The sequence below is a fragment of the Streptomyces sp. NBC_01485 genome (assembly GCF_036227125.1).
Taxonomy (GTDB): domain Bacteria; phylum Actinomycetota; class Actinomycetes; order Streptomycetales; family Streptomycetaceae; genus Streptomyces.
On sequence record NZ_CP109435.1, the window covers coordinates 600,816 to 621,736 of the forward strand.

Consider the following 20,921-nt stretch of genomic DNA (forward strand, 5'->3'; position numbering starts at 1 on the left):
GGGACTACGTCACCTGGGATCGATCCCGTCGACCGTGGCGTCGGAGGCGATGGCGTCCGCGGTCAGTTGTCTCGCGGCGGCGGGAACGGCCTGCTCCAGCTCTTCGCGCTTACGGAGGAAGAGCGAACGCGGGGCCGTGACCGACAGGGCCGCCAGAGCCCGGCCCTTCGAGTCGAGGACCGGGGCGGCAAGGCAGCAGACCTCTTCGAGGATCTCGCCCAGGTCGAGGGCGAAGCCGTCCGTGCGCACGCTCTCGATCTGCTGGCGCAGGGCGCCGAAGTCGGTCGTCGTGTACTGCGTGTAGGCGACCGGGACCACCGTCCGCAGGTACTGCTCGACCTCGTCGGCGTCCCGGTAGGCCAGGACGGCCTTGCCCAGGGCCGTGCAGTAGGCGGGCAGGGTGGTGCCGGGCTTGGCCTCTATCCGGAACATCTGCCGCGACGGCACCGTCTCGGCGTAGACGACGTTGCCGTTCGACAGCACACCCAGGTGCACGGTCTCGTGGAACCGGTCGTTGAGGTCGAGCAGGTACGGCCGGGCGATCTCGGGCAGCTTCGTGCGCGGCCGGATCCCGTTGGCGATGGCGATGAACCGGATGGACAGCCGGTAGCGCCGCGACTCGGCGTTCTGTTCCACGAAGCCGCTGTCCAGCAGGGTGACCAGCAGCCGATCGACCGCGGGCTTGGAGACGCCGAGCTCACGCGACAGTTCCGACACGCCCGCCTCGCCGAGTGTGTCGAGCTTCTCGATGAGTCGCATGGCGTTGGCGACCGAGGCGATCTTGCGCTCTTCCCGTGATTCGGACGGCGCCTGGAAGGCGGCCCAGCCCTCGATCGATCGTGCCGACTGCTCCGACGCCACTGGACCCTCACTTGCCGCATCGCGGTTCACCGATTCACAACCCGAACCATCGTACGGGCGCACAGGGGCAGCCGAGGCCGCCCCTGCACGCCGGCGGACATCCTCGGGCCCCGTCAGACGGACGCTTCCGACGGCGGGCCGGCCGGGGCCGTTCCGGCGTTCGGGCGGACGTGGGCGAGCGCGATGCCGGCGAGCGGTGTCACGACCAGGACGACGGCCGCGATGACGCCCAGGCGGTCGGAACCGCCCATGAGCAGCGGCAGGTTCTGGACCATGACCACCATGACGATGCCGAGACCGGCCACGCCCAGGGCGGGTGCGAGCAGGGTCTGCCAGACCCGGGTGTCGACCTTGTTGCGCCGGAAGAAGACGAGTACCGCGCAGCAGGTGAGCAGCATGAGCATGACGATCCCGACCGCCATGATGCCCGTGAACCAGGTGGCGATCTGGACGACCGGGTCGAGGCCCGCCAGAGCACAGATCGTGATGGCGACGGCGCAGATCACGCTCTGCAGGAGGGAGGCCGTGCTGGGCGACCCGAGCCGGTGGTGCGGCTTTCCGAGCCGGGCGGGCATGACCTGGGTGTTGCCGAGGTTGAAGTAGTAACGCGCCAGGACGTTGTGCAGACTGAGCGCGCAGGCGAGGAGGCTGGTGACGATGAGGACGTTGATGACGTCGGCCGCGACCGTTCCGAGGTAGTTCTGCGCGGTGTCGGCCAGCAGGGTGCTGGGGTCCTTGGCCGCGCGTCCCACCACCTCGCCGTCGCCCCACGCGGTGACGAGCAGCCATCCGGTGACCGCGTAGAAGCCGCCGACGAGTGCCAGCGCCAGATAGGTGGCACGCGGCACGGTGCGCTGCGGGTCACGGGCCTCGTCGCGGTAGATGGCGGTGGCCTCGAAGCCGACGAACCCGCCGATGGCGAACATCAGCCCCAGGGCGGGCGAGCCGGAGACGATGGCGCCGGGGTCCACGATCCCGGTCGAGTAGCCGTGGGGGCCACCCTTGAAGAAGATCGCGAGGTCGAGCACGACGACGATGGCGACCTCGGCGACGAGCAGCAGCCCGAGCACCTTGCCGGACAGGTCGATCCGCTGGTGGCCGAGTACGCCGACGAGCGCGATGACGACCGCGGTCCACAGCCACCACGGTCCGGCCGACATCCCGTACCGGTCGAGCACGTTGGTGATCGCCAGACCGATGAAGCCCAGGACGCCGACGAGGTTGGCCGTGTACGTCAGCAGCGCCAGGAGTCCGGCGCCGACGCCGACGCGCCGGCCCAGGCCGCGGGTGACGTAGGAGTAGAACGCGCCGGCTTCGCGTACGTGCGGGGTCATCGCGACGAATCCCACCGCGAAGAACGCGAGGATGACCGCGGCGGCTATGTAGGCGAACGGATACCCGGACCCGTTGCCGACCAGGATGCCGAGGGGCGTGCTCACGGCCGCGACGGTGAGCGGTGCCGCGCCCGCCAGAACCATGAAGACCAGCGAACCGACGCCGATCGAACCGGAGAGCTTCCGGTCGCCGTCGGCTTCCCGGCTCGGCTGGACGGTCGGTCTTGGGGATGTGGCCATTGCGACTCCTGGGACTCTGTGGGACTAGCGAGATGGCAGAGATGTCACCTGAACTGGTGTGGGGGGGGTAATGGGGACGGGCCGGCAACCGGTCTGTCGAATGCCGGACGCGCGAAGGAGGGACGCCGCCGACGATGGACTGCGCGTCGCGGGTGGGCATGTTGCGGGAAGCAGGGACTACCGGCGCGTCCGTGCCGGGGCGCGCTCCCGCTCGGTCATCGACCGGTCGCGATCGCCTCGATCTCGAAGAGGATTCCGCTCACCAGCGTGGCGCCCAGCGTGGTGCGTGCCGGGTAGGGCTGCGGGAACCTGCGTGCGTAGATGGCCTCGAAAGCTGCGAACTCGGACGGATCAGCCAGGTAGCAGGTGGTCTTGAGAACACGGTCCAGTCCGCTTCCCGACCTCAGCAGGACGCTCTCCAGGTTGTCGATGGCCTGCTCCACCTGGGCTTCGAAGCCCTCGACCAGACGCCCTGCCGTCGGGTCCAGACCCACCTGGCCCGCGGTGAAGACGGTCGGCGCCCCGACCGCCGCGGCGGAGAGGGAGACGGGCAGGGCGGGTTCGTTCGCGACGAAGACGTTGGCGCGATCGTTCATGGTGCGGTTCCTCACGTGGGCGGTCGGTGATCGGTGGTCGGCGGTCGGTGGTCGGTTGCGTTCGCGGGTCGCCCGGTCACCGCAACCGGGTCGGCGAGAGCTCACTCAACGTGTCCCCCAGGGAGGCCAGTTCCTCGGGCTCCGCGATGCCGAGCAGGTCGGCCGCCGCCAGTTGCGACATGGCCGGAGCGAGCTGCATTCCGTACCCGCCCTGTGCGGCGTACCAGAAGAACGACTCGTCGGCGCTGTCCGCGCCGACGACCGGAAGTCCGTCGGCGACGAAGGTGCGCAGGCCCGCCCAGGGGGACGAGATGCCGCGGATCTTCAGCACGGTGGCTTCGTTCAGGTCGTCGATCACTCGCGCGATCTCCAGTTCGTCCGGCTTGGCGTCGGACGGCGGCTGCAACGTCTCCTCGGCGGGTGAGCACGCGAACATCTCGCCCTGGGGCATGAAGTGCCAGGAGTGGTCGAGACTTCCGGTGAGCGGGATGCCACGGGCCTGAACCCCCGCGGGCGCCTTGACCATGAAGGCGGACCGGCGCAGCGGCCTGATCCCGACCGGGCTCACCCCGAAGACGGCCGCGACCTCGTCGGCCCAGGCACCGGCGGCGTTGACGACGGACTTGGCGGTGTACGTCGTTCCGGATGCATCGGTGACGACCCACGCTCCGGCCTCGCTCCGCGCGTCCACCACCTTGGCGCTCTTGTGGATCGTGCCGCCGTTCGCCCTGAGGCCTCGGATGTAGCCCTGCTGGAGCTCGTGGACGTCGATCTCCGTGGTCGCGGGATCGAACATGCCGAGCTCGGAGTGGCCCGGCGCCAGCACCGGGTTGATCTCAAGCATCTCCGCCGCCGGGACGAGCCGGGCCTGGGGGGCGTTGTCGAGCACGGACGCGTGGAAGCCGACGAGGTCGGTTTCCTCTCCCTGGCCGGCGACCATGAGCAGTCCCAGGGGGCTGAACAGCGGGGAGTCCACGCGCGTCGGCGGATCCTCGAAGAAGGGCCGGCTCGCCTGCGTCAGGGCGCGTACGGCCGCGGGGCCGTAGCTCTCCACGAAGGTCGCCAGTGAGCGACCCGACGTGTGGTAGGCCAGCGCCGACTCCATCTCCAGCAGCATCACCGGCACATGTCGCGAGAGCTCGTAGGCGATGGACACTCCGGAGATGCCCCCGCCTATGACGAGGACGGCTGCGCGGTTCACTGGACCTCCGAGGATGCGAACGAGGGCGGGCGGACGGGCTGGGTGTCGGGTACGGCGTCGTCAGTCATCGGAGCTGCCCGCCTTCGTCGCCAGCTCGCGCAGGCCCGCCGGGACCGAGTAGGCGATCCCCGCCTCGGCGGCGAGTCGCTCGACGGACCGGAAGTAGTCGCTCAGATGACGGACCTTGACGAACTCGTAGCCGCGTACGAGGTCGGGGGTGTCGGCCAGTTCCCGGACGCCGGCGGCGTTGTGTTCCGAGAGCGACGCCATGGCCAGGCCCATCATCTCGACGTACTCGTCGACGAGTGCGCGCTCGATGCGGCGGACCTTCGCCGGTCCGAAGGGGTCGAGCGGCGTACCGCGCAGACCGCGCATCGACCGCAGCAGGACGAACGCCGGGGTGAACCAGGGGCCGAGTTTCAGCTTCCGCTTCATTCCCAGCGCGCGCAGGAACGGCGGGTGGAGGTTCCAGGAGACCTTGGCGCCGGTGCCGAACTCGGCTGTCACGGCCTGCCTGGCCGAGTCGAGCAGCAGCAGTCGCGCCACCTCGTACTCGTCCTTGTAGGCCATCAGCTTGTACAGACCCCGCGCATAGCGCGGCGTGACCGTCGTCGGACCGGGTCCGGTCGACGAGCGCTCGGCCTGGAACACCTCGGCGACCAGGGTCAGGTAGCGCTGGGCGTAGGCGAGGTTCTGGTAGCCGCGCAGGTCCTCCGCACGGCCGAGGACCAGATCGCGCAGCGCCGGTTCGTCCGTGAACGGCGTCAGCATCGGCGTCAGCGCGGGATCGTCGACTCCCCCGCCCGTGGGGCGCGGCGCGAGACCGAGGTCGGCGATCAGTGCGGGGCGGGCCACCGCGACCCGGCCCCAGCCGAACGCCTTGAGGTTGTCCTGCACCGCGACACCGCTGTCCCGGAACGCCTGCAGCAGGGACTTCTCGGTGAACGGCAGGGCGCCCGCCTGGTACGCGGCGCCGATGAGCAGCGCGTTGGCGCTGCGCTGGTGTCCGAAGACCGCGTCGCAGGTCGCGGCGACGTCGATGAACGCGCCGGCGTCGGAACGGGAGAGGGACCTGAGCCGGTCGATGAGGAGCTCTTTCGGCGGCAGCGGGATCGACGGGTCGACGGCCATGTCACCGGTGGGTTCCAGCGAGCTCGACGCGACGACGACCGTCCGGTCGGCGCCGAGCGGATCCAGCAGTCCTGGAGCCATCGCGCCCAGCATGTCGAAGCCCAGGAACAGGTCCGCCTCGCCGGGGCCGACGACCGCCGCGGGTTGCGGTGAGCCGTGGGCGTAGACCTGGATCTGGGAGACGACCCGGCCCGCCTTGATGCTGGGTCCTGGCAGGTCGAGGCTGCGCACCTCGAAGCCGTCGGAGGCCGCGGCCCGGGCCAGGATGGCGTTCGCCGACACCACTCCGGTGCCGCCGATGCCGGTCATGTGGGCGGTGAAGCCGTCGCGCGGCACGAGTACCGAGGGGCTGGGCACGTCCGGGGGCTGGGGCGAGGTGCGTTTCGCCTTCTTCGCCTTCTTGACGTCGACCGTCAGGAACGAGGGGCAGTCGCCCTTGGCGCAGGTGAAGTCGAGGTTGCACGACGACTGGTGGATCCGGGTCTTGCGGCCGTACTCGGTCTCCACGGGCTGCACGCTCAGGCACTGGGACTTGGCGTTGCAGTCGCCGCAGCCCTCGCAGACCCGCTCGCTCACCATGATCCGCCGGGTGGGCTTGGGCAGTTCGCCCTGGCTCCAGCGGCGCCGGCGTTCGGCGGCGCACTCCTGGTCGTGGATCAGCACCGTCACGCCGCTGATCGTGGCCAGCTTCTCCTGTGCCTCGATCAGGCGGTCCCGGTGCCACACCTCGGTGCCTCGGGCGAGGTCCCGCCTGCGGTGCCGCCTCGGTTCGTCGGTCGTGACGATGATCTTGCGGACGCCCTCGGCGCGCAGGGAGTGGGTGAGTGCGGGGACGCCCATGCTGCCCTTGACGGCCTGCCCGCCCGTCATCCCCACGGCGCTGTTGTAGAGGATCTTGAAAGTGATGTTGACGTCGCTGGCCGTGGCGAGGCGCAGCGCCAGGCTCCCGGAGTGGTGGTAGGTGCCGTCGCCGACGTTCTGCAGGATGTGCCGCACGCCCGTGAAGGGCGCCTGGCCGACCCACTGGGCGCCCTCTCCGCCCATCTGGGTGAAGCCGGTCTGGTTGCCGTACTCCTCCCGGTTCACCAGGAGGCTCATGATGTGGCAGCCGATGCCCGCGCCCACGACAGCGCCCTCGGGAGCCCGGAGCGAGACGTTGTGCGGGCAGCCGGAGCAGAAGAACGGGGCGCGCGCGGTCTCCAGCGGCAGCACGGGCAGCAGGCCGTTGAGGGTCGGGCGGGTGGCGGGCGCCTTGACGACACCGTGCTTCGCCAGCTGGCCGCCCAGGATCCTCGTGATGAGGTCGGGCCCGAACTCGCCGTAGACCGGGAAGAGTTCGGTGCCGTCCGCATCGGTCTTGCCCAGCACGGCGGGCGCGTCAAGCCGCCCGTACAGCGTGTCTTTCAGGGCAAGTTCGAGCAGGGGGCGTTTCTCCTCGATCACGACGATCCGGTCGAGGCCGTCCGTGAAGCGCAGCCACTCGTCCCGGCCGATGGGGTAGAGCGCAGAGACCTTCTTGATCCGCAGTGGGGCCGTCGCCAGGGTGTCGTCGTCGAGTCCGAGGTTCCTCAGCGCCCGGCGGAGGTCGTAGTAGGTCTTGCCGGGGGCCACGATGCCGATGCGGGCGTCGGTCCCCTCGACCACGATCGGGTTGAGGTCGTTGATGTCGATGTACTGCTCGGCGAGTTGCCTGCGCCCGCCCAGCATGTCCTTCTCGGCCTCCCGCATCGGCGGGCCCGGATCGTTGGCGCGCAGCACCGGGCGGAAGGGCTTGCCGCCGATGGACACGGCGGGCTCGCGGAAGGTCAGCCGGGCCGGGTCCGTGTCCACGGTCCCCGAGCCGTCCGCGATCGCGGTGACCATCTTGAAGCCGACCCAGAGCCCGGCCGCGCGGGACAGGGCGTAGCCGTGGTGGCCGAGGTCCAGGATCTCCTGCACGGTTCCCGGGTAGAGGACCGGCATCCCGAACGCCTGGAAGAGGAAGTTGCTGTCGGACGGGTAGTTGGTGGCGTTGGCGTTGGGGTCGTCGCCGGCCAGGACCAGGACGCCGCCGTGCGGGTGCGCCCCCCGGATGTTGCCGTGCCGCAGGGCGTCCGCGGCCCGGTCCACGCCCGGGGCCTTGCCGTACCAGAGGCCGAAGACGCCGTCGACCTTCGCGTCGGGGAGGGTCGGGACCGTCTGGGCACCCCACACGGCGGTCGCGGCGAGTTCCTCGTTCAGGCCCGGCGCCTGGTGGACCCCGGCCTTTTCGAGCCGGCCCGCGTTGCGCTCCAGCAGACTCTGCAGTCCGCCCACGGGGGACCCCGGGTATCCGGTCGCGAATCCTCCGGTCCGCAGGCCACGCCGGCGATCGAGCTCGGCCTGGTCGACGAGGAGCCGGACGACGGCCTCCATCGCCGTGAGTCTCTGCAGCGGGCGATCGTTGATCGGGTCCTGGCGCTCGGGCGCGGCTACGGCTGTATCCGTGTCGAAGGTCATGGCCACCTGTTCGAACCTTTCCGACGGACGGACGGAACATCACGTCTCGGTATTCGGGTCATAGCTTCACCAACCGAGACGGACCATAGGCCCAGGTCTCCTACGTGGCAAGCGATCACGGTCAAGTCGTCGACTCTCCTCGGGGGCAGGCGATCCGGCGACGCCACCTCATGAACACATTGCCGGACCACCCCTTGACTCGACGGGGCACGGCCGCCACCATACGCCCATTGGTCTATTTTTCAGAGCAATAGACCAATGGACTTTCTCCGGCTACGAGGCTGAGGACGAACGGAAGCCCATGACATTGCTGACCAGCGAGCACGAGCCGGGCGACCCCGCACGGAACCAGGCCGACGAGGTGACGTCGGAAGCCGGTCCGCCGTGGACGCCGCTGGTGGGCGTCACCGGTCGCCGTTACGCGGGACCCACGTTGTTCCCGCAGTACCCGGAGCTGTGGGAAGGCGCGTTCGTCGACGTGTGCGTGCAGATGTACGCCAAGCAGATCGCGGCGGCCGGGGGCATGACCGTCTTCCTGCCCCGGGACTCGTCGGCCGAAGCCCTGGTGCAGCGGCTCGACGCCGTCGTACTGTCCGGCGGGGCCGACGTGGACCCGCGCTTCTACGGTGGCCGGGTCACCGAGGACACCACCCCGCTCGACGCGGAGCAGGACGAGTTCGACCTGGCGGTCGCCCGGGCCGCGATCGCACGCGGCATCCCGGTGCTCGGGACGTGCCGGGGGCACGAGGTACTGAACGTCGCCCTGGGCGGGACCCTGTACGACCACCACCTGCCGGGACACGAGCGGCGCGACCAGCCGGCCGGGCTCCCCGCGCACCGGGTGAACTTCGTCGAGGGCACCACCCTGTGCGCCCTCTACGGGGAACAGGCCCAGGTGAACAGCATCCACCACATGGCGGTCGACGTCGTCGCGCCGGGCCTGCGGGTCGCCGCACGCTCCGACGACGGCCTGGTCGAGGCCGTCGAGGCCGTCGAGGCCGACGTCCTCGGCGTCCAGTGGCACCCCGAGGCCCACGCGGCGCCCGACCCCGCCTTCCGCTGGCTCGTGGACACCGCCCGCGCCCGAGCAGCCGCGTCGCACGAGTTGTCAGGAACGAGATGACGGAGCACCCAGCATGAGTGAGCAATCAGAGCAGAAGCCGGCCGCCCGGACCGAACTCGAACGGTTCGGCGACGTGACGCGTGTGCGGCTCGAGACGCCGGACCTGAGCGGTGCGCTGCGCGGGAAGTACCTGTCGGCCGACAAGGTGCGATCCGGCAGCGCTCTGCCGTTCCCCGAGGTGTACCTGGCCGCGACCGTGGACGACGACATCTTCGAGGCCTCCATCTCCGCGGAGGACACCGGATTCGGCGACATGCTCCTCGCTCCGGACTGGTCGACGGCGCGTGCCATGCCCGGCGAGCCGGGCGTGGTCGCGGTCCTGGGCGACGGCCTGACCAAGGACGGCGAGCGGCACCCGATGCACCCGCGCAGCGTCCTGCGCCATGTCGTCGACCGGGCGGCGTCCCACGGCTACGAAGGCGTCTTCGGCGTCGAGTACGAGTTCTCGATCTTCCGCAGCGACGAGGTGTCGGACGAGGCGCGACGCACCGGGAACCTGTCCGCCATGACCCGTATCTCGCGCAGCAACCAGGGATACAGCCTGTCGCGATGGGCCGACTTCGGCGACTTCGCCGCGGACCTGGACGCCTCGGCGCGCGCCTACGGGGTCGCGATCGAGATGGTCATGACCGAGGTCGGCAACCACCACCTGGAAGCGGCCCTGGCCCCCGCTCCCGCGCTCCAGGCCGCCGACATGGCCGCCCGTTTCAAGATCCTGCTCCGGGATGTCGCGCGGCGCCACGGCTTCATCGTCTCGTTCATGGCCAAGGTGAACATGGCGGAACAGGGCACGTCGGGCCACCTGCACCAGAGTCTCTGGCAGGACGGCAAGAACGTGTTCTGGGGCGGCAGGCCCGGCACACTGAGCGAAGCCGGCCGGCAGTACGCCGCCGGCGCGCTCCGCGCGGCGCACGAATGTACGGCGTTCTTCGCGCCCTACCCGAACTCGTACCGCCGCTACACCCCCGGCTATTTCGCGCCGGTCACCCTCGACTGGGGCTGGGACAACCGGATCGGCGCCCTCAGGGCCATCACCCTGTCCGAGTCGTCGGCACGCTTCGAGAACCGTCGGGGCGGGAGCGACTTCCAGCCGTATCTCGCGATCGCCGCGTCCCTGGCGGGCGGCGTCGACGGCATCCTCACCTCCGCCGAGCTCAACGAACCGGGCACCCCCGTGCCGGGCCGGGAGCTGCCGCAGGACCTCGGTACGGCCGCGGCCCTCCTGCGCGAGTCGGAGTTCGCGCGCGACTGGCTCGGCGCCGACCTGGTCGAGCTCTTCGCCCAGTCCCGGGAGCACGAGGTCCGGGCGTACGCCGACCTCGCGGCCGCGAACATCCCGGCCTGGGAGATCCTCCGCTACTTCGAGAACGTCTGAGAAAGGGCCACCACATGGCTACGTCCGAGCAACTCGTCCTCGCCGGCACCCGCACGCCGTCCGCCGACGGGAAGACCTTCACCGTCTACGAGCCGGCGACCGGAGCGGAGCTCGCGGAGGTGGCGTACGCCTCCGTCGAGGACGTCGACCGGGCCGTGGCGGCGGCGGTGACGGCCCAGGAGTCGTGGGCCGACCAGGCGCCCTCGGCCCGCGCGGCCGTGCTCCACCGCTGGGCCGACCTCGTCGAGGCACGCGCGGAGGAACTCGCCGTCCTGCAGACCCGGGAGAACGGCCTGACGATCCGGGAGTCCCGGGGCATGCTCTGGGCCACCTCGGCGCTGCTGCGCTACAGCGCCGACGCGGTCGACAAGATCGTCGGCGAGACCATCCCCAACGACGCCGGCGGTCTGCTGATGACGCAGCGTGAGCCGCTCGGCGTCGTGGCCGCGATCACGGCGTGGAACGCGCCGATCGCCATGGCGGCGCAGAAGGCCGGCCCCGCGCTCGTCACGGGCAACACGGTCGTCCTCAAGCCCTCCGAACTGGCCCCGCTCACCTCGCTGATCTTCGGCGACCTCGCCAGTGAGGCCGGGCTCCCCGAGGGGTGTCTCAGCATCCTCCCCGGCGACGGCTCGGTGGGCCGGGCCCTGGTCGAGAACCGCGCGGTGGCGCGCGTGACCTTCACCGGCTCGACGGCGACGGGTCAGGACATCGCACTGCGCGCCGCGAGCACGTTCAAGCGCCTGACACTGGAACTCGGCGGCAAGTCCGCGGCCATCGTCTTCGCCGACGCCGACCTCGACCGGGTCTGCGCGGTCGCGCCGGAGGCGATGTTCGGCCTCGCGGGCCAGGACTGCTGCGCGCGGTCCCGTCTGCTGATCCACGAGAGCGTCTACGACCAGGTCATCGAGGGGTACGCGCGGACCTCGGCGCGGCTGAAGGTGGGCGACCCCCTGGACGAGACCACGGACCTCGGTCCGCTGATCTCGGTCGCCCAGCGCGACCGCGTGCACGGATTCGTCGAGGAGAGCGTCGCCGACGGGGCCGTGGTCGTCACCGGCGGCGCCAAGCCCGCCGGTCTTCCCGAGGGGGGCGGTTGGTACGTCCCCACCGTGCTCACGGGGGTGCGCCCGGACATGCGGGTCGCCCAGGAAGAGGTGTTCGGCCCGGTCGTCAGCGTGATCCCGTTCGCCACCGAGGAAGAGGCGATCCGGCTCGCGAACGACACGCAGTACGGCCTGTCGGGGTCGATCTGGACCGGGAACATCGCACGGGCCATCCGCGTCTCGCGCAAGGTGAAGAGCGGCGTCCTGGCGGTCAACTCGAACACGTCCAACTACCTCCAGGCGCCGTTCGGCGGGGTCAAGCAGTCGGGCATCGGCCGGGCGAACGGCCTGGCCGGACTCGAGGCGAACACCGAGCTCAAGACCTTGTTCATGGACGGCACGTGACCTCGCGTTACTCTGATCGGGTGCCAACCGACGACAGCACGGTGTCCGCGGGTCTGCGACCGGTGGACATCGCTCCGGCCCACAGTGTGGTGGTGCGCCATCTGAGGCGCGCCATCCACCTGTACGAGTTCCCGGCCGGCTCGAAGCTGCCGTCGGAGCGAGACCTGGCCGCCCAGCTCGGCGTGTCCCGCGCCACCCTCCGCGAGGCCCTGAGGACCTTGGAGGGTGCGGGCTACGTCGAGGTCCGGCGCGGCGCGGCGGGCGGCAACTTCGTGCTCGACCGCACCGCGTCGATCGACGAGGTACGGCGGTGGTTCGCCGACCAGGGCGACGACATCGAAGCGATCTTCGACTTCCGGGCGACCGTGGAGTCGCTCGCCGCCCGCCGGGCCGCGGCCCGTGCGGACTCGACGCTCGTCGCCGAACTGCGCGAGCTGAACGACCGGATGAGCCGGACGACGGACGTCGGCGAGTTCCGGCAGGCCGATCAGCGTTTCCACATGCGGATCGCCGAGGCCGCCGAGGCCGAGTTGCTGCGCAACGCGGTCGAGGAGGCCCGAGCGGCCCTGTTCCTGCCGTACAAACTCCTCGACCTCCAGACCATGCGGAGTCGCTCGGTGCCCGAACACCACGCCATCGTCGATGCGTTGGCGAAACACGCGCCGGCCGACGCGGCGCATCTGATGGACCAGCACGTTCGGGGAACCGCCGAAAAAGCGGGCGTGCCCTCGGCACACTAGGGGTCGTACGCGCAGGCCCGTGGCCCCCGGCTCCGTCCTCGCCGGCAATCGGCCGCTGGCCCACCGGGTGCCTGCCGACACGTCAAGGGGCCCGTCCGCCGATCGGCGGACGGGCCCCTTGACGATGACCGGCGACCCGAGGCCGCCGATCGGTTCGTCAGTTCGCCCCGGGGCGGAACGACGCGCCCACGTGGCTCTCGGGAAGGGTCACGTTGCCGTCGCCGAACAGGTGCTCACGGAGGGTGGAGCTCTCGTACGCCGTCTTCGCCAGACCCCGCTTGCGCAGGGCGGGCATGATCCGGTCGACGAACTCGTCGTAGGTCCCGGGCGTGACGAAGGGCTCGATGAGGAACCCGTCCACGCCCGTGCGGTCCACGAACTCCTCGACCTCGGCGGCGATCTGCTCGGGAGTACCGACGAAACCCAGGCCGGTCGGCCCGTTGCGCCGCAGGTGCTCCAGCATCTCGCCGATCGTCTGCGGCTGCTGCTCGGCGCCCTTGCCGCTCGCGTACTTCTCGGCCAGCGACTTGGAGGCCTCCTGCGCCGTCTGCCGGCCGCCGGGGATGGGCTTGTCCATGTCGGCGTCGGTCAGCTGGATGCCCGTGTGGTACTCGTACTCCAGCTTGGCGGACTCCAGCGTCGAGTAGCCGGCCATCTCCTCACGCCGCCGCCTGGCTTCCTCCGCGGTGTCGGCGGTGATGAACAGCGCGCCGCAGACGAACTTGATGGAGTCGGCGTCGCGCCCGAACTCCTCCTGCGCCAGGGTGCGGATCGCCGCGATGTCGGCCACCGCCTTCTCCGGGTGGCTGCCCGGGATGAAGACGGCTTCGGCGTACTTGGCCGCGAACCGGCGGCCGGAGGCCGACGTGCCCGCCTGGAAGAGCAGCGGTGTGCGCTGCGGGGAGGGCGGCACAGGAAGTGCGCCCTCGGAGCGGAAGTAGGGCCCTTCGTGCTTGATCTCATGGACCTTCGCGGGGTCGGCGTAGATCCGGTCGACCTTGTTGTAGACGACGGCGTCGTCCTCCCAGCAGCCCTCCCACAGCTTGAGGGTCAGCTCCAGGAAGTCGTCCGCGATCGCGTACCGCTCGGCGTGCGGCCGTACGGCGGTGCCGAACAGCCGCGTGGTGGACGCCTGGTTGGCGCCCGTCACGATGTTCCAGCCGATCCGCCCCCCGCTCAGGCTGTCCAGCGTCGAGAGCCGGCGGGCGACGTGCGGAGGCGGCTCGGTCATGGTGGAGATCGTCGCCACCAGTCCGAGCCGGGAGGTCGCGCCCGCGATGGCGGACAGGACGACGAGCGGGTCGCCCATGGGGAAGGAGACGGCGTCCTCGACCGCGCGTGCCGCCATCGTGCCGTTCTTCAACGGATAGGCGAACTGGTCGGCGAGGAACAGGAAGTCGATGCCCCCCTCCTCCAGCTTGCGGCCCAGCTTCGTCCAGTAGTCCAGCGTGAGGAAGTCACCCGACTGGTTGTCCGGGTGAGCCCAGATGCCGGTGACCATGCCCGACATGCTCAGGCCCTGGATGACTCCGAAACTGAGTGGCTTTCGCTCAGTACTCATACCCACTACCTCCGACTGTCGCTGTTTCGGTCAATTATGGCAGGAATCGCATTCGAGCGGAAGCGGTCACGGACGGCCCCCGAGGGGGAAACCGACTACCGCCGAGTAGCCGGACACCCCGACCCGAACCATCGGAAGATCCGCCCCGGCCGACCGCCACAGGCCGAGCAAATGGCCTTGGACCTGCCGCTATTCCCTGGCGCGTCATTGCCGGCCCGCCCGGGGCGGCAAAGCGGTCCGACTCCTCGATTCACGCCCAGGGGCCCTGGTTCGCGAAGCGAGATCCTCGACCAGCCCGACTGTCCAAGGCCCGTGCTTTCTGCCACGCACGGTGGATCTATTTCACCGCACCATCGCCCGCGCGGCTCGGATCCGGGTCCACCAGGTCCACCAGGTCCACCAGGTCCACCAGGTGCGCGAACGACCGGAATTCGGGGAACTCCACGTCGACGCCCGCATCCGAGGCGATCCGGCCCGTCCGCGAGGCCGCGTAACCGATGAAGCACTTGCCACAGGCGGGTCGGGCAGGCCGGCGCGCCGGGGCGGGAAACCGTCCGCAGCCGGCGAGCAGCCGCATCGATCGCGGGAAGCCGGGCGTGGGCGACTCCTCAGCGGTTGTCGAACCGGACCCCGGCCGCACTCCGGCTCGGGGCGAGAGGCGTGCGGCGAATCTCCCCAGGCAAGCCCTTGCGGTTTCGTTCACCAGATCAATAGCACGACATAAAACACCACCCAGGTCACACTGGCGAGCGTCCCTGCGTTTCGAGCATGTAAGAACTGCGACACATCACCCCGCGGACCGCCGCCCACCGCCTCGATCGGGACGTACGACACCCCGGGAAGCCCTCAATGCGTAGATTCACCCGATCGCAGGGCGCTCGCCGAAGGGCGCCCGTCAGGCCGGATTCTCCGCCGCGGACGCGTCAGGCGTGCTGTGCAGCCGCTGCTGCAGCTGACGTCGCAGAAGGCGGATCCGCTGCACACGGGCGCTGATGAGATCGGGATGCGAGGAGATGTCGCCGACGAGCTCGCCGAGTTGTGCCGTGTCGCGGGCCGCGACGTCGACCGCCAGCGCCGAGGCCCCACTCATCCGCGAGACCGAGACGACGCCGGGACGGCGGACGAGGCGTTCGACCGTAGCCATGACGCTCTTGGGGCTGACGGTGAGGTCGAGCGCGGCCCGCGCCAGGTCGCGATCGGCCGCCTGGACAGTCGTCCAGATCCGGATCGTGCCGGAGTCGACGAGGTGCAGCACCCGGCGCCTGGCCTGGGAGAGCGACAGACCCGCCGAGCGGGCGAGCGCCGTGTAACTGGCGCGGCCGTCGACCTGGAGGGAGCGGATGAGCTGGCGGTCCTGGGCGTCGAGCCTCGTCTCCGCCCTGGCCGGCCACAGCCCCGCCTCGCCGCCCGTCTCCTCGGGCGTTCCCGCACCCGTGTAGATCGCCAGCACCGGGTCCGTCGTGACCATGGACACGAAGGGCAGTCGGGCGATGTCGTCGGTCAGCCTGGCGGCATGGCTCAGTGACGCCACGTCGAACGTGGCGATCACCTCGGGTTCTCCGATGATCTCCGCAAGCCAGTAGGAGCCGCCGAGGATCGAGTCGGCGATCTGCGACGCCCAGCCCGAGGACATCCGGACCCGGATGAACAGCGTGATCTCGCTGGGATCGACGGAGGGGTGAAGGACAGCGATGACGCTGACCCGGCCCGAGTCCAGCAGGCTGTTCACCCGGGCCCGGGTGGTGGTCTCCGGCAGCCCCACCAGCTTCGAGATCGACCGGACGGTCGCCCGCCCGTCGCTTCTCAGCGCAGCAATGATCAGGTCGTCAACGGCGTCGGACACATCGGCCTCCCCTTGGTGGCGTCCCGGGGATCTTAGACGGTCCCGCCCGTCTGACCTCGGGTGCGCTCGAACCGAAAGAACCCTCTTCCCCAGGCTCGCGGTTTCTGTCATAGTACTGCCACTTCGGCAGGTTTAGCGGACTGGGACAAGTAGGAGAGATCGTGAACGGACCGGGCAAGCCGCATGCGTTCGAGGTCGCGGGCATGAGCGTGCGGGAACTCTCCCAAGCACTGCCGAAGGTCGACGTGCACTGTCACCTGACCGGCTCGATCGATCGCGACACCGCTGTCGAGCTGGCGAGGCGCAACAGGTCGAGTGCCAGCCGGTCGGCGATCGAGGCCGCGTTCGACCTGCGGCAGCACAGCGGTGACACGCGGGAGCAGGCCTTCTTCGACGCGCTGGAACTGCTGGGGGCGCTCGTGCGGACGCCCCGTGATCTCAGCGACGCCGTCTACGGGATCGTGGCTCACGACGTACGCGCCTCGAACCTGCGGTATCTCGAGCTCTTCGTGAATCCGACCGCGCTCACCCGCACCGGTATGTCCTTCACCCAGATCCAGGACGGGCTGATCGACGGTGCGAAATCCGCCGAGGCCGATTTCGGGGTGCGGACCAATTTCATCGCGTGCATCATGCGCGACGAGCCGGTCTCGTACGCCGAGGAGATGCTCGACGATCTGATCGCACACCGGCGTGAGGAATTCATCGGCATCGGCCTTGACGGACCCGAGTTCCTCGACGAACATCGCCCCATCCACTTCGCCGACGTCTACCGTCGAGCGAGCAGGCACGGTTTCAAGCGTACCGCGCATTACGTGCGATACGGAGCCGCCGAGTACTCTGCCTACACAGATCTCCTGGCCTGTGACCGGATAGACCACGGCTACCCCGTCATCGAGGACGAACCCGTCCTGCGACGGGCCGCGGAGTCGGGTATCCCGTTCACCGTCTGCCCCACCATCACGCAGTTGGTCGCCGGAGACGCCCTCCCCGAATACAGTCGGCCCGAGACTCATCCGATCGGCACGATGCTGCGCAACGGCGTCTGGCTCGTCCCCGGGACCGACGACAAATCGATGATCCACACGGACATCGGAACCGAATACGGTCTCATCGCCGACTGGTACGGAATAAGCGCCGCCGATCTCGTGCAATCGTCGCTCGACGCCATCTCGGCGACCTGGCTCGACGAGAGCGACAAGGCATCGCTTCGGCGGGAGTTCGACAATGAGATCAGCCGGCTGACGGCCCGAGCGGTGCAGACAGCACCGGCAGACGGGCCCTACAAGAATCCCTCATGAAACGGGTGCCCCCCTCTCCCGGAACAGCCAGAAGGAAGTGCTCAGCATGGCCAGAAACACACGGGTAGGCGCACCGGTTTCGCGTCGCTCCGCTCTTCGCCTCGGATCGGCTCTCGCCGTCGGCGCATTCGTGCTGACGGCGTGTTCCGGCAGCGGCTCCGACGACGCCGAATCCGCCACCGGCTCCCACCTCACCACCGTCACGTTCGCGCTGGACTACCTGCCCGGCGCCGCGCACAACGGCCTGGCGTACGCGATACAGAAGGGCCTGTTCGAGAAGGAAGGGATCAAGGTCAAGATCCTTCCCATCGGCTCGTCGGCCGCCGACACCCTCATCGCGTCGGGTCAGGCGCAGGTCGGCTTCACCGGCAGCATCGGATCGGCCGTGACGGACTTCGCCTCCGGGGCCCCCGTGAAGTCGATCTTCATGGTGATGCCTGGTGATCCGTCCGGTCTGACGGTCCTCAAATCGTCCGGCATCACCTCGCCGGGCAAGCTGGCCGGCAAGGTCTACGGCGGGTACGGCAGCCCTGCCGAACTCGCCTTGGTCAACGCGATGATCAAGAATGACGGAGGAAAGAGCAAGGCCAAGCAGGTGGTGCTGAGCGTCGGCTCCACCGAGGCGCTCAAAGCCCGGAAGGTGGACGTGGCAGCCACCTGGCCCGAGCAGGAATACGAGTTCACACAGAGCGGCGTGAAGTTCACGAAGTTCGAGCCGACCGACTACGGCGTCGCAGCGGCCTCCGGACTCCTCCTGCTGGCCAACAACAGCTTCCTCGAGAAGAGCCCGGACGTCGCACGCGGCCTCACCAAGGCCCTGCGCGAGGGATACCAGGCCGCGATCGCCGATCCCAAGGCCGCGAACGCGGCGCTCGCCGCCCAGTTCTCGGACATCAACCCGAAGCTGGTCGACTACGTCACGGCCAGCGAGACCAAGGACATGGTCAACCCCGACGGTCCGGTCGGCACCCAGTCGGTCCAGAAGTCGCAGGCCTACTCCGACTGGATGATCGAGCAGGGCGTCCTGGCGGGAGCCGACGGCAAGCTCCTCAAGAGCTTCGACGTGAAGCCCTACGTCACCAACGACTACCTGCCCAAGTAACAGCCTGCGCGTCGTCCACCGACACAGAGTGCCGTCCGCCCCCACCCGTGATCCGTATCGGGTGGGGGCCCGGGGACCCAGCCGAGCCGCTTCGACAAGGACAAACACATGTTCCGCCAGTCTTTCAATCGCGGCTGGACCGCAGGTTCCGCCGCGACGAGCTTCGCCAGCGCCGTGGCGGGCGAGGGCGATCAGGAAGTCCTCCTCCCGCACGACTCCGTGCGGGATCTGGCGCGCGGCGCGTCGGTGTCCGAAGGCGCCCACACAGGCTATTTCCCGGGCGGCTACTTCCACTATTCCAAGCGCTTCGACGTGCCCGAGACCTACCGTGGCAAGAGCGTCTTCCTCGAGTTCGAGGGCGTCTACCGGGACGCGGTCGTGTACATCAACGAGGAGTTCGTCGCGCAGCGGCCGAACGGTTACAGCCGGTTCCACGTCCAGTGCGACCCGTATCTGCGCTACGGGCAGCCGAACTCGATCCGGGTGGAGGCGCGTGCCCACCTGGACTCCCGGTGGTATTCGGGCGCCGGAATCCACCGCGACACGCATCTGATCGTCGCGGACCCGGTCCACATCGCCCTCGACGGCGTCCGCGTCACCACCCCGCAGGTCGACGACGAACTCGCCGTGGTCGTCGTCGCGGTGACCGTGGTGAACGAGGAGCGCTTCACCAGGACGATGCGGGTGTCCACGACCATCGCCGGCGCCGACGGAACCACGGTCGCCGAAGGCACCGCACCCGTCACGCTGCTGCCGGGCACGAGCGCGACGGCGCGGCTGCGTCTGCACGTCCCGCGGCCGGCCCTGTGGGACGTCGACTCGCCGAACCTGTACCTGGCCCGCACCACCTTGAGCGACGGCGACAGCGACGAAGCCGTGGACGAGGAGCACACCGCCTTCGGCATCCGCACCCTCCAGCTCGACCCGGCACGGGGTCTGCGGATCAACGGCCGGTCGGTGAAGCTGCGCGGCGCGTGCATCCACCACGACTCGGGTCTGCTGGGCGCGGCTGCCATCGCGCGGGCGGAGGAGCGCCGGATCGAGATCCTCAAGGCGGCGGGCTTCAACGCGGTGCGCAGCTCCCACAATCCGCTGAGCGTCGCGGCGCTGGACGCCTGTGACCGGCTGGGGATGCTGGTCCTGGACGAGGCGTTCGACGTCTGGACCAAGCCGAAGCAGCCGTTCGACTACGCGCTGGCGTTTCCGGAGTGGTGGGAGCGCGACGTGGAATCGATGGTCACGAAGGACTTCAACCACCCGAGCGTGATCATGTACTCCATCGGCAACGAGATCTTCGAGGTGGGCAGCCCGGTCGGTTCGACGTGGGGGCGCCGACTCGCCGACAAGGTACGGGAGTTGGACGGCACACGGTTCGTCACCAACGCGGTGAACGGCCTGGTCGCCGTACCGGACGAGCTGCCCTCCCTGGTCGTCGGTTCGACCGAGGGCCCCACCGACATCAACTCCCTGATCTCCGCGCTGGGCGAGAAGATCAACGAGTTCAGCGCGTCGCAACTGGTCAGCGAGCGGACCGAGGAGTCCCACGCCGTACTCGACGTCTCCGGCATCAACTACGGCGACGCCCGGTACGTACCCGACGCCATCGCCTTCCCGAACCGGCTGGTCCTCGGCACGGAGACCTTCCCGGGTCACATCGACGAGCTGTGGCGGCTGGTGACGGAGAACAGTCATGTGCTGGGCGACTTCACCTGGACCGGCTGGGACTACCTCGGGGAGGCGGGGGTCGGCCGGACCGACTACCTGGACGACGGCCCCAAGGAGGAGATGTACGGCGGCGTGCACGACGTGTTCCCCGCGCTGACCGCCGGCTGCGCCGACATCGACATCACCGGTCACCGGCGTCCCATGTCGTACTACCGGGAGACCGTGTTCGGGCTGCGCGAGCAGCCGTACACCGTCGTGCACCGGCCGCAGTTCCACGGCCGTGCGATGTTCCAGACCCCGTGGTCGTGGGCGGACGCGGTGGCCAGTTGGAGCTGGGACGTCGAGGCGGGCTCGCCGGTCACCATCGACGTCTACAGCTCCGCCGACGAAGTGGAACTGCTTCTCGACGGCGCGCCGTTGGAGCGGGTTCCGGTCGGCGGGCACAAGGCCTGTATCGCACGGTTCGAATCGGCCTACCGGCCGGGCGAGTTGACGGCGGTCGCCTACCGGGCGGGCGTCGAGTCGGGTCGGTGCGTGCTGCGCAGTGCCGGTGCCGACCTGCGGCTGGCGGTCGCGTCGGACCGGCCCGAGATCCGCGCGGACGACAAGGATCTCGCCTACGTGTCGGTCGAGTTGCGCGACGACGAGGGAAACCCGGCCGGTCACCGGGACCGTCAGGTCCGCGTGGAGGTGACCGGGCCGGGTGTGCTGGCGGGGCTGGGCACCGGGCGGACGCACACCGAGGAGCGGTTCGACGCCGACGCCTGCACCACCTTCGACGGCCGCGCCATGGCCGTCGTCCGGCCCACCGGTCCCGGAGCCATCCACATCCGCGTCCGCGCCGAGGGCTGCCCGGAGGCCACTGCCACCGTGCACGCCGTCGACCACTGACCGGCCGAGTCCCGTCAGCACACGAGGC

15 protein-coding genes are annotated in these 20,921 nt (G+C 69.5%); 7 read left to right on the forward strand and 8 right to left on the reverse strand.

Features of this window, described 5'->3' with window-relative positions; translation table 11 throughout:
* Positions 1–9 precede the first annotated feature (9 nt).
* The 5 genes from OG352_RS02470 to OG352_RS02490 all read right to left on the reverse strand — a co-directional run bounded on the left by OG352_RS02470 (position 10) and on the right by OG352_RS02490 (position 7,841).
* Positions 10–861, reverse strand: coding sequence for an IclR family transcriptional regulator (locus OG352_RS02470; protein WP_329213824.1), 852 nt, complete (start codon positions 859–861; stop codon positions 10–12).
* A 113-nt stretch (positions 862–974) separates the two neighbouring features.
* The gene (locus tag OG352_RS02475; protein WP_329213826.1) at positions 975–2,435 is read right to left on the reverse strand and encodes an APC family permease; all 1,461 of its coding nucleotides are present in this window, start codon (positions 2,433–2,435) and stop codon (positions 975–977) included.
* 215 nt (positions 2,436–2,650) lie between these two features.
* The gene (locus OG352_RS02480) at positions 2,651–3,031 is read right to left on the reverse strand and encodes a RidA family protein (protein WP_329213828.1); all 381 of its coding nucleotides are present in this window, start codon (positions 3,029–3,031) and stop codon (positions 2,651–2,653) included.
* Between the two features lie 76 nt (positions 3,032–3,107).
* Complete coding sequence (locus OG352_RS02485; RefSeq protein ID WP_329213830.1) at positions 3,108–4,232, reverse strand: NAD(P)/FAD-dependent oxidoreductase; 1,125 nt, start codon at positions 4,230–4,232, stop codon at positions 3,108–3,110.
* A 60-nt stretch (positions 4,233–4,292) separates the two neighbouring features.
* Positions 4,293–7,841: an indolepyruvate ferredoxin oxidoreductase family protein gene (locus OG352_RS02490; protein WP_329213832.1), complete on the reverse strand. Its 3,549-nt coding sequence runs from the start codon at positions 7,839–7,841 to the stop codon at positions 4,293–4,295.
* Between the two features lie 301 nt (positions 7,842–8,142).
* Between OG352_RS02490 and OG352_RS02495 the strand changes: the two genes are divergently transcribed.
* Genes OG352_RS02495 through OG352_RS02510 form a run of 4 tightly spaced genes read left to right on the forward strand, consistent with a single transcriptional unit; the run spans position 8,143 to position 12,530 of the window.
* Positions 8,143–8,964, forward strand: a complete 822-nt coding sequence (locus OG352_RS02495; protein ID WP_329213834.1) for a gamma-glutamyl-gamma-aminobutyrate hydrolase family protein — start codon at positions 8,143–8,145, stop codon at positions 8,962–8,964.
* Positions 8,965–8,977: 13 nt separating this feature from the next.
* Positions 8,978–10,339: a glutamine synthetase family protein gene (locus OG352_RS02500; RefSeq protein ID WP_329213836.1), complete on the forward strand. Its 1,362-nt coding sequence runs from the start codon at positions 8,978–8,980 to the stop codon at positions 10,337–10,339.
* Between the two features lie 14 nt (positions 10,340–10,353).
* On the forward strand, positions 10,354–11,790 hold the full coding sequence (locus OG352_RS02505) for an aldehyde dehydrogenase family protein (RefSeq protein WP_329213838.1): 1,437 nt from the start codon (positions 10,354–10,356) through the stop codon (positions 11,788–11,790).
* A gap of 20 nt (positions 11,791–11,810) precedes the next feature.
* Positions 11,811–12,530: a FadR/GntR family transcriptional regulator gene (locus OG352_RS02510; protein ID WP_329213840.1), complete on the forward strand. Its 720-nt coding sequence runs from the start codon at positions 11,811–11,813 to the stop codon at positions 12,528–12,530.
* A 157-nt stretch (positions 12,531–12,687) separates the two neighbouring features.
* On the opposite strand, the gene OG352_RS02515 is transcribed toward OG352_RS02510, so the two are convergent.
* The 3 genes from OG352_RS02515 to OG352_RS02525 all read right to left on the reverse strand — a co-directional run bounded on the left by OG352_RS02515 (position 12,688) and on the right by OG352_RS02525 (position 15,934).
* Positions 12,688–14,091, reverse strand: a complete 1,404-nt coding sequence (locus tag OG352_RS02515; protein WP_329213842.1) for an NtaA/DmoA family FMN-dependent monooxygenase — start codon at positions 14,089–14,091, stop codon at positions 12,688–12,690.
* A 337-nt stretch (positions 14,092–14,428) separates the two neighbouring features.
* The gene (locus tag OG352_RS02520) at positions 14,429–14,668 is read right to left on the reverse strand and encodes a hypothetical protein (protein ID WP_329213843.1); all 240 of its coding nucleotides are present in this window, start codon (positions 14,666–14,668) and stop codon (positions 14,429–14,431) included.
* 318 nt (positions 14,669–14,986) lie between these two features.
* Positions 14,987–15,934 (reverse strand): Lrp/AsnC family transcriptional regulator, encoded by a 948-nt coding sequence (locus tag OG352_RS02525; RefSeq protein WP_329213844.1) that lies wholly within the window; start codon positions 15,932–15,934, stop codon positions 14,987–14,989.
* 161 nt (positions 15,935–16,095) lie between these two features.
* Between OG352_RS02525 and OG352_RS02530 the strand changes: the two genes are divergently transcribed.
* The 3 genes from OG352_RS02530 (at position 16,096) to OG352_RS02540 (ending at position 20,893) form a co-directional block, all read left to right on the forward strand.
* On the forward strand, positions 16,096–17,235 hold the full coding sequence (locus OG352_RS02530; protein ID WP_329213846.1) for an adenosine deaminase family protein: 1,140 nt from the start codon (positions 16,096–16,098) through the stop codon (positions 17,233–17,235).
* Positions 17,236–17,281: 46 nt separating this feature from the next.
* Positions 17,282–18,337, forward strand: a complete 1,056-nt coding sequence (locus tag OG352_RS02535; RefSeq protein WP_329213848.1) for an ABC transporter substrate-binding protein — start codon at positions 17,282–17,284, stop codon at positions 18,335–18,337.
* A 108-nt stretch (positions 18,338–18,445) separates the two neighbouring features.
* Complete coding sequence (locus tag OG352_RS02540; RefSeq protein ID WP_329213850.1) at positions 18,446–20,893, forward strand: glycoside hydrolase family 2 TIM barrel-domain containing protein; 2,448 nt, start codon at positions 18,446–18,448, stop codon at positions 20,891–20,893.
* Positions 20,894–20,921 lie beyond the last annotated feature (28 nt).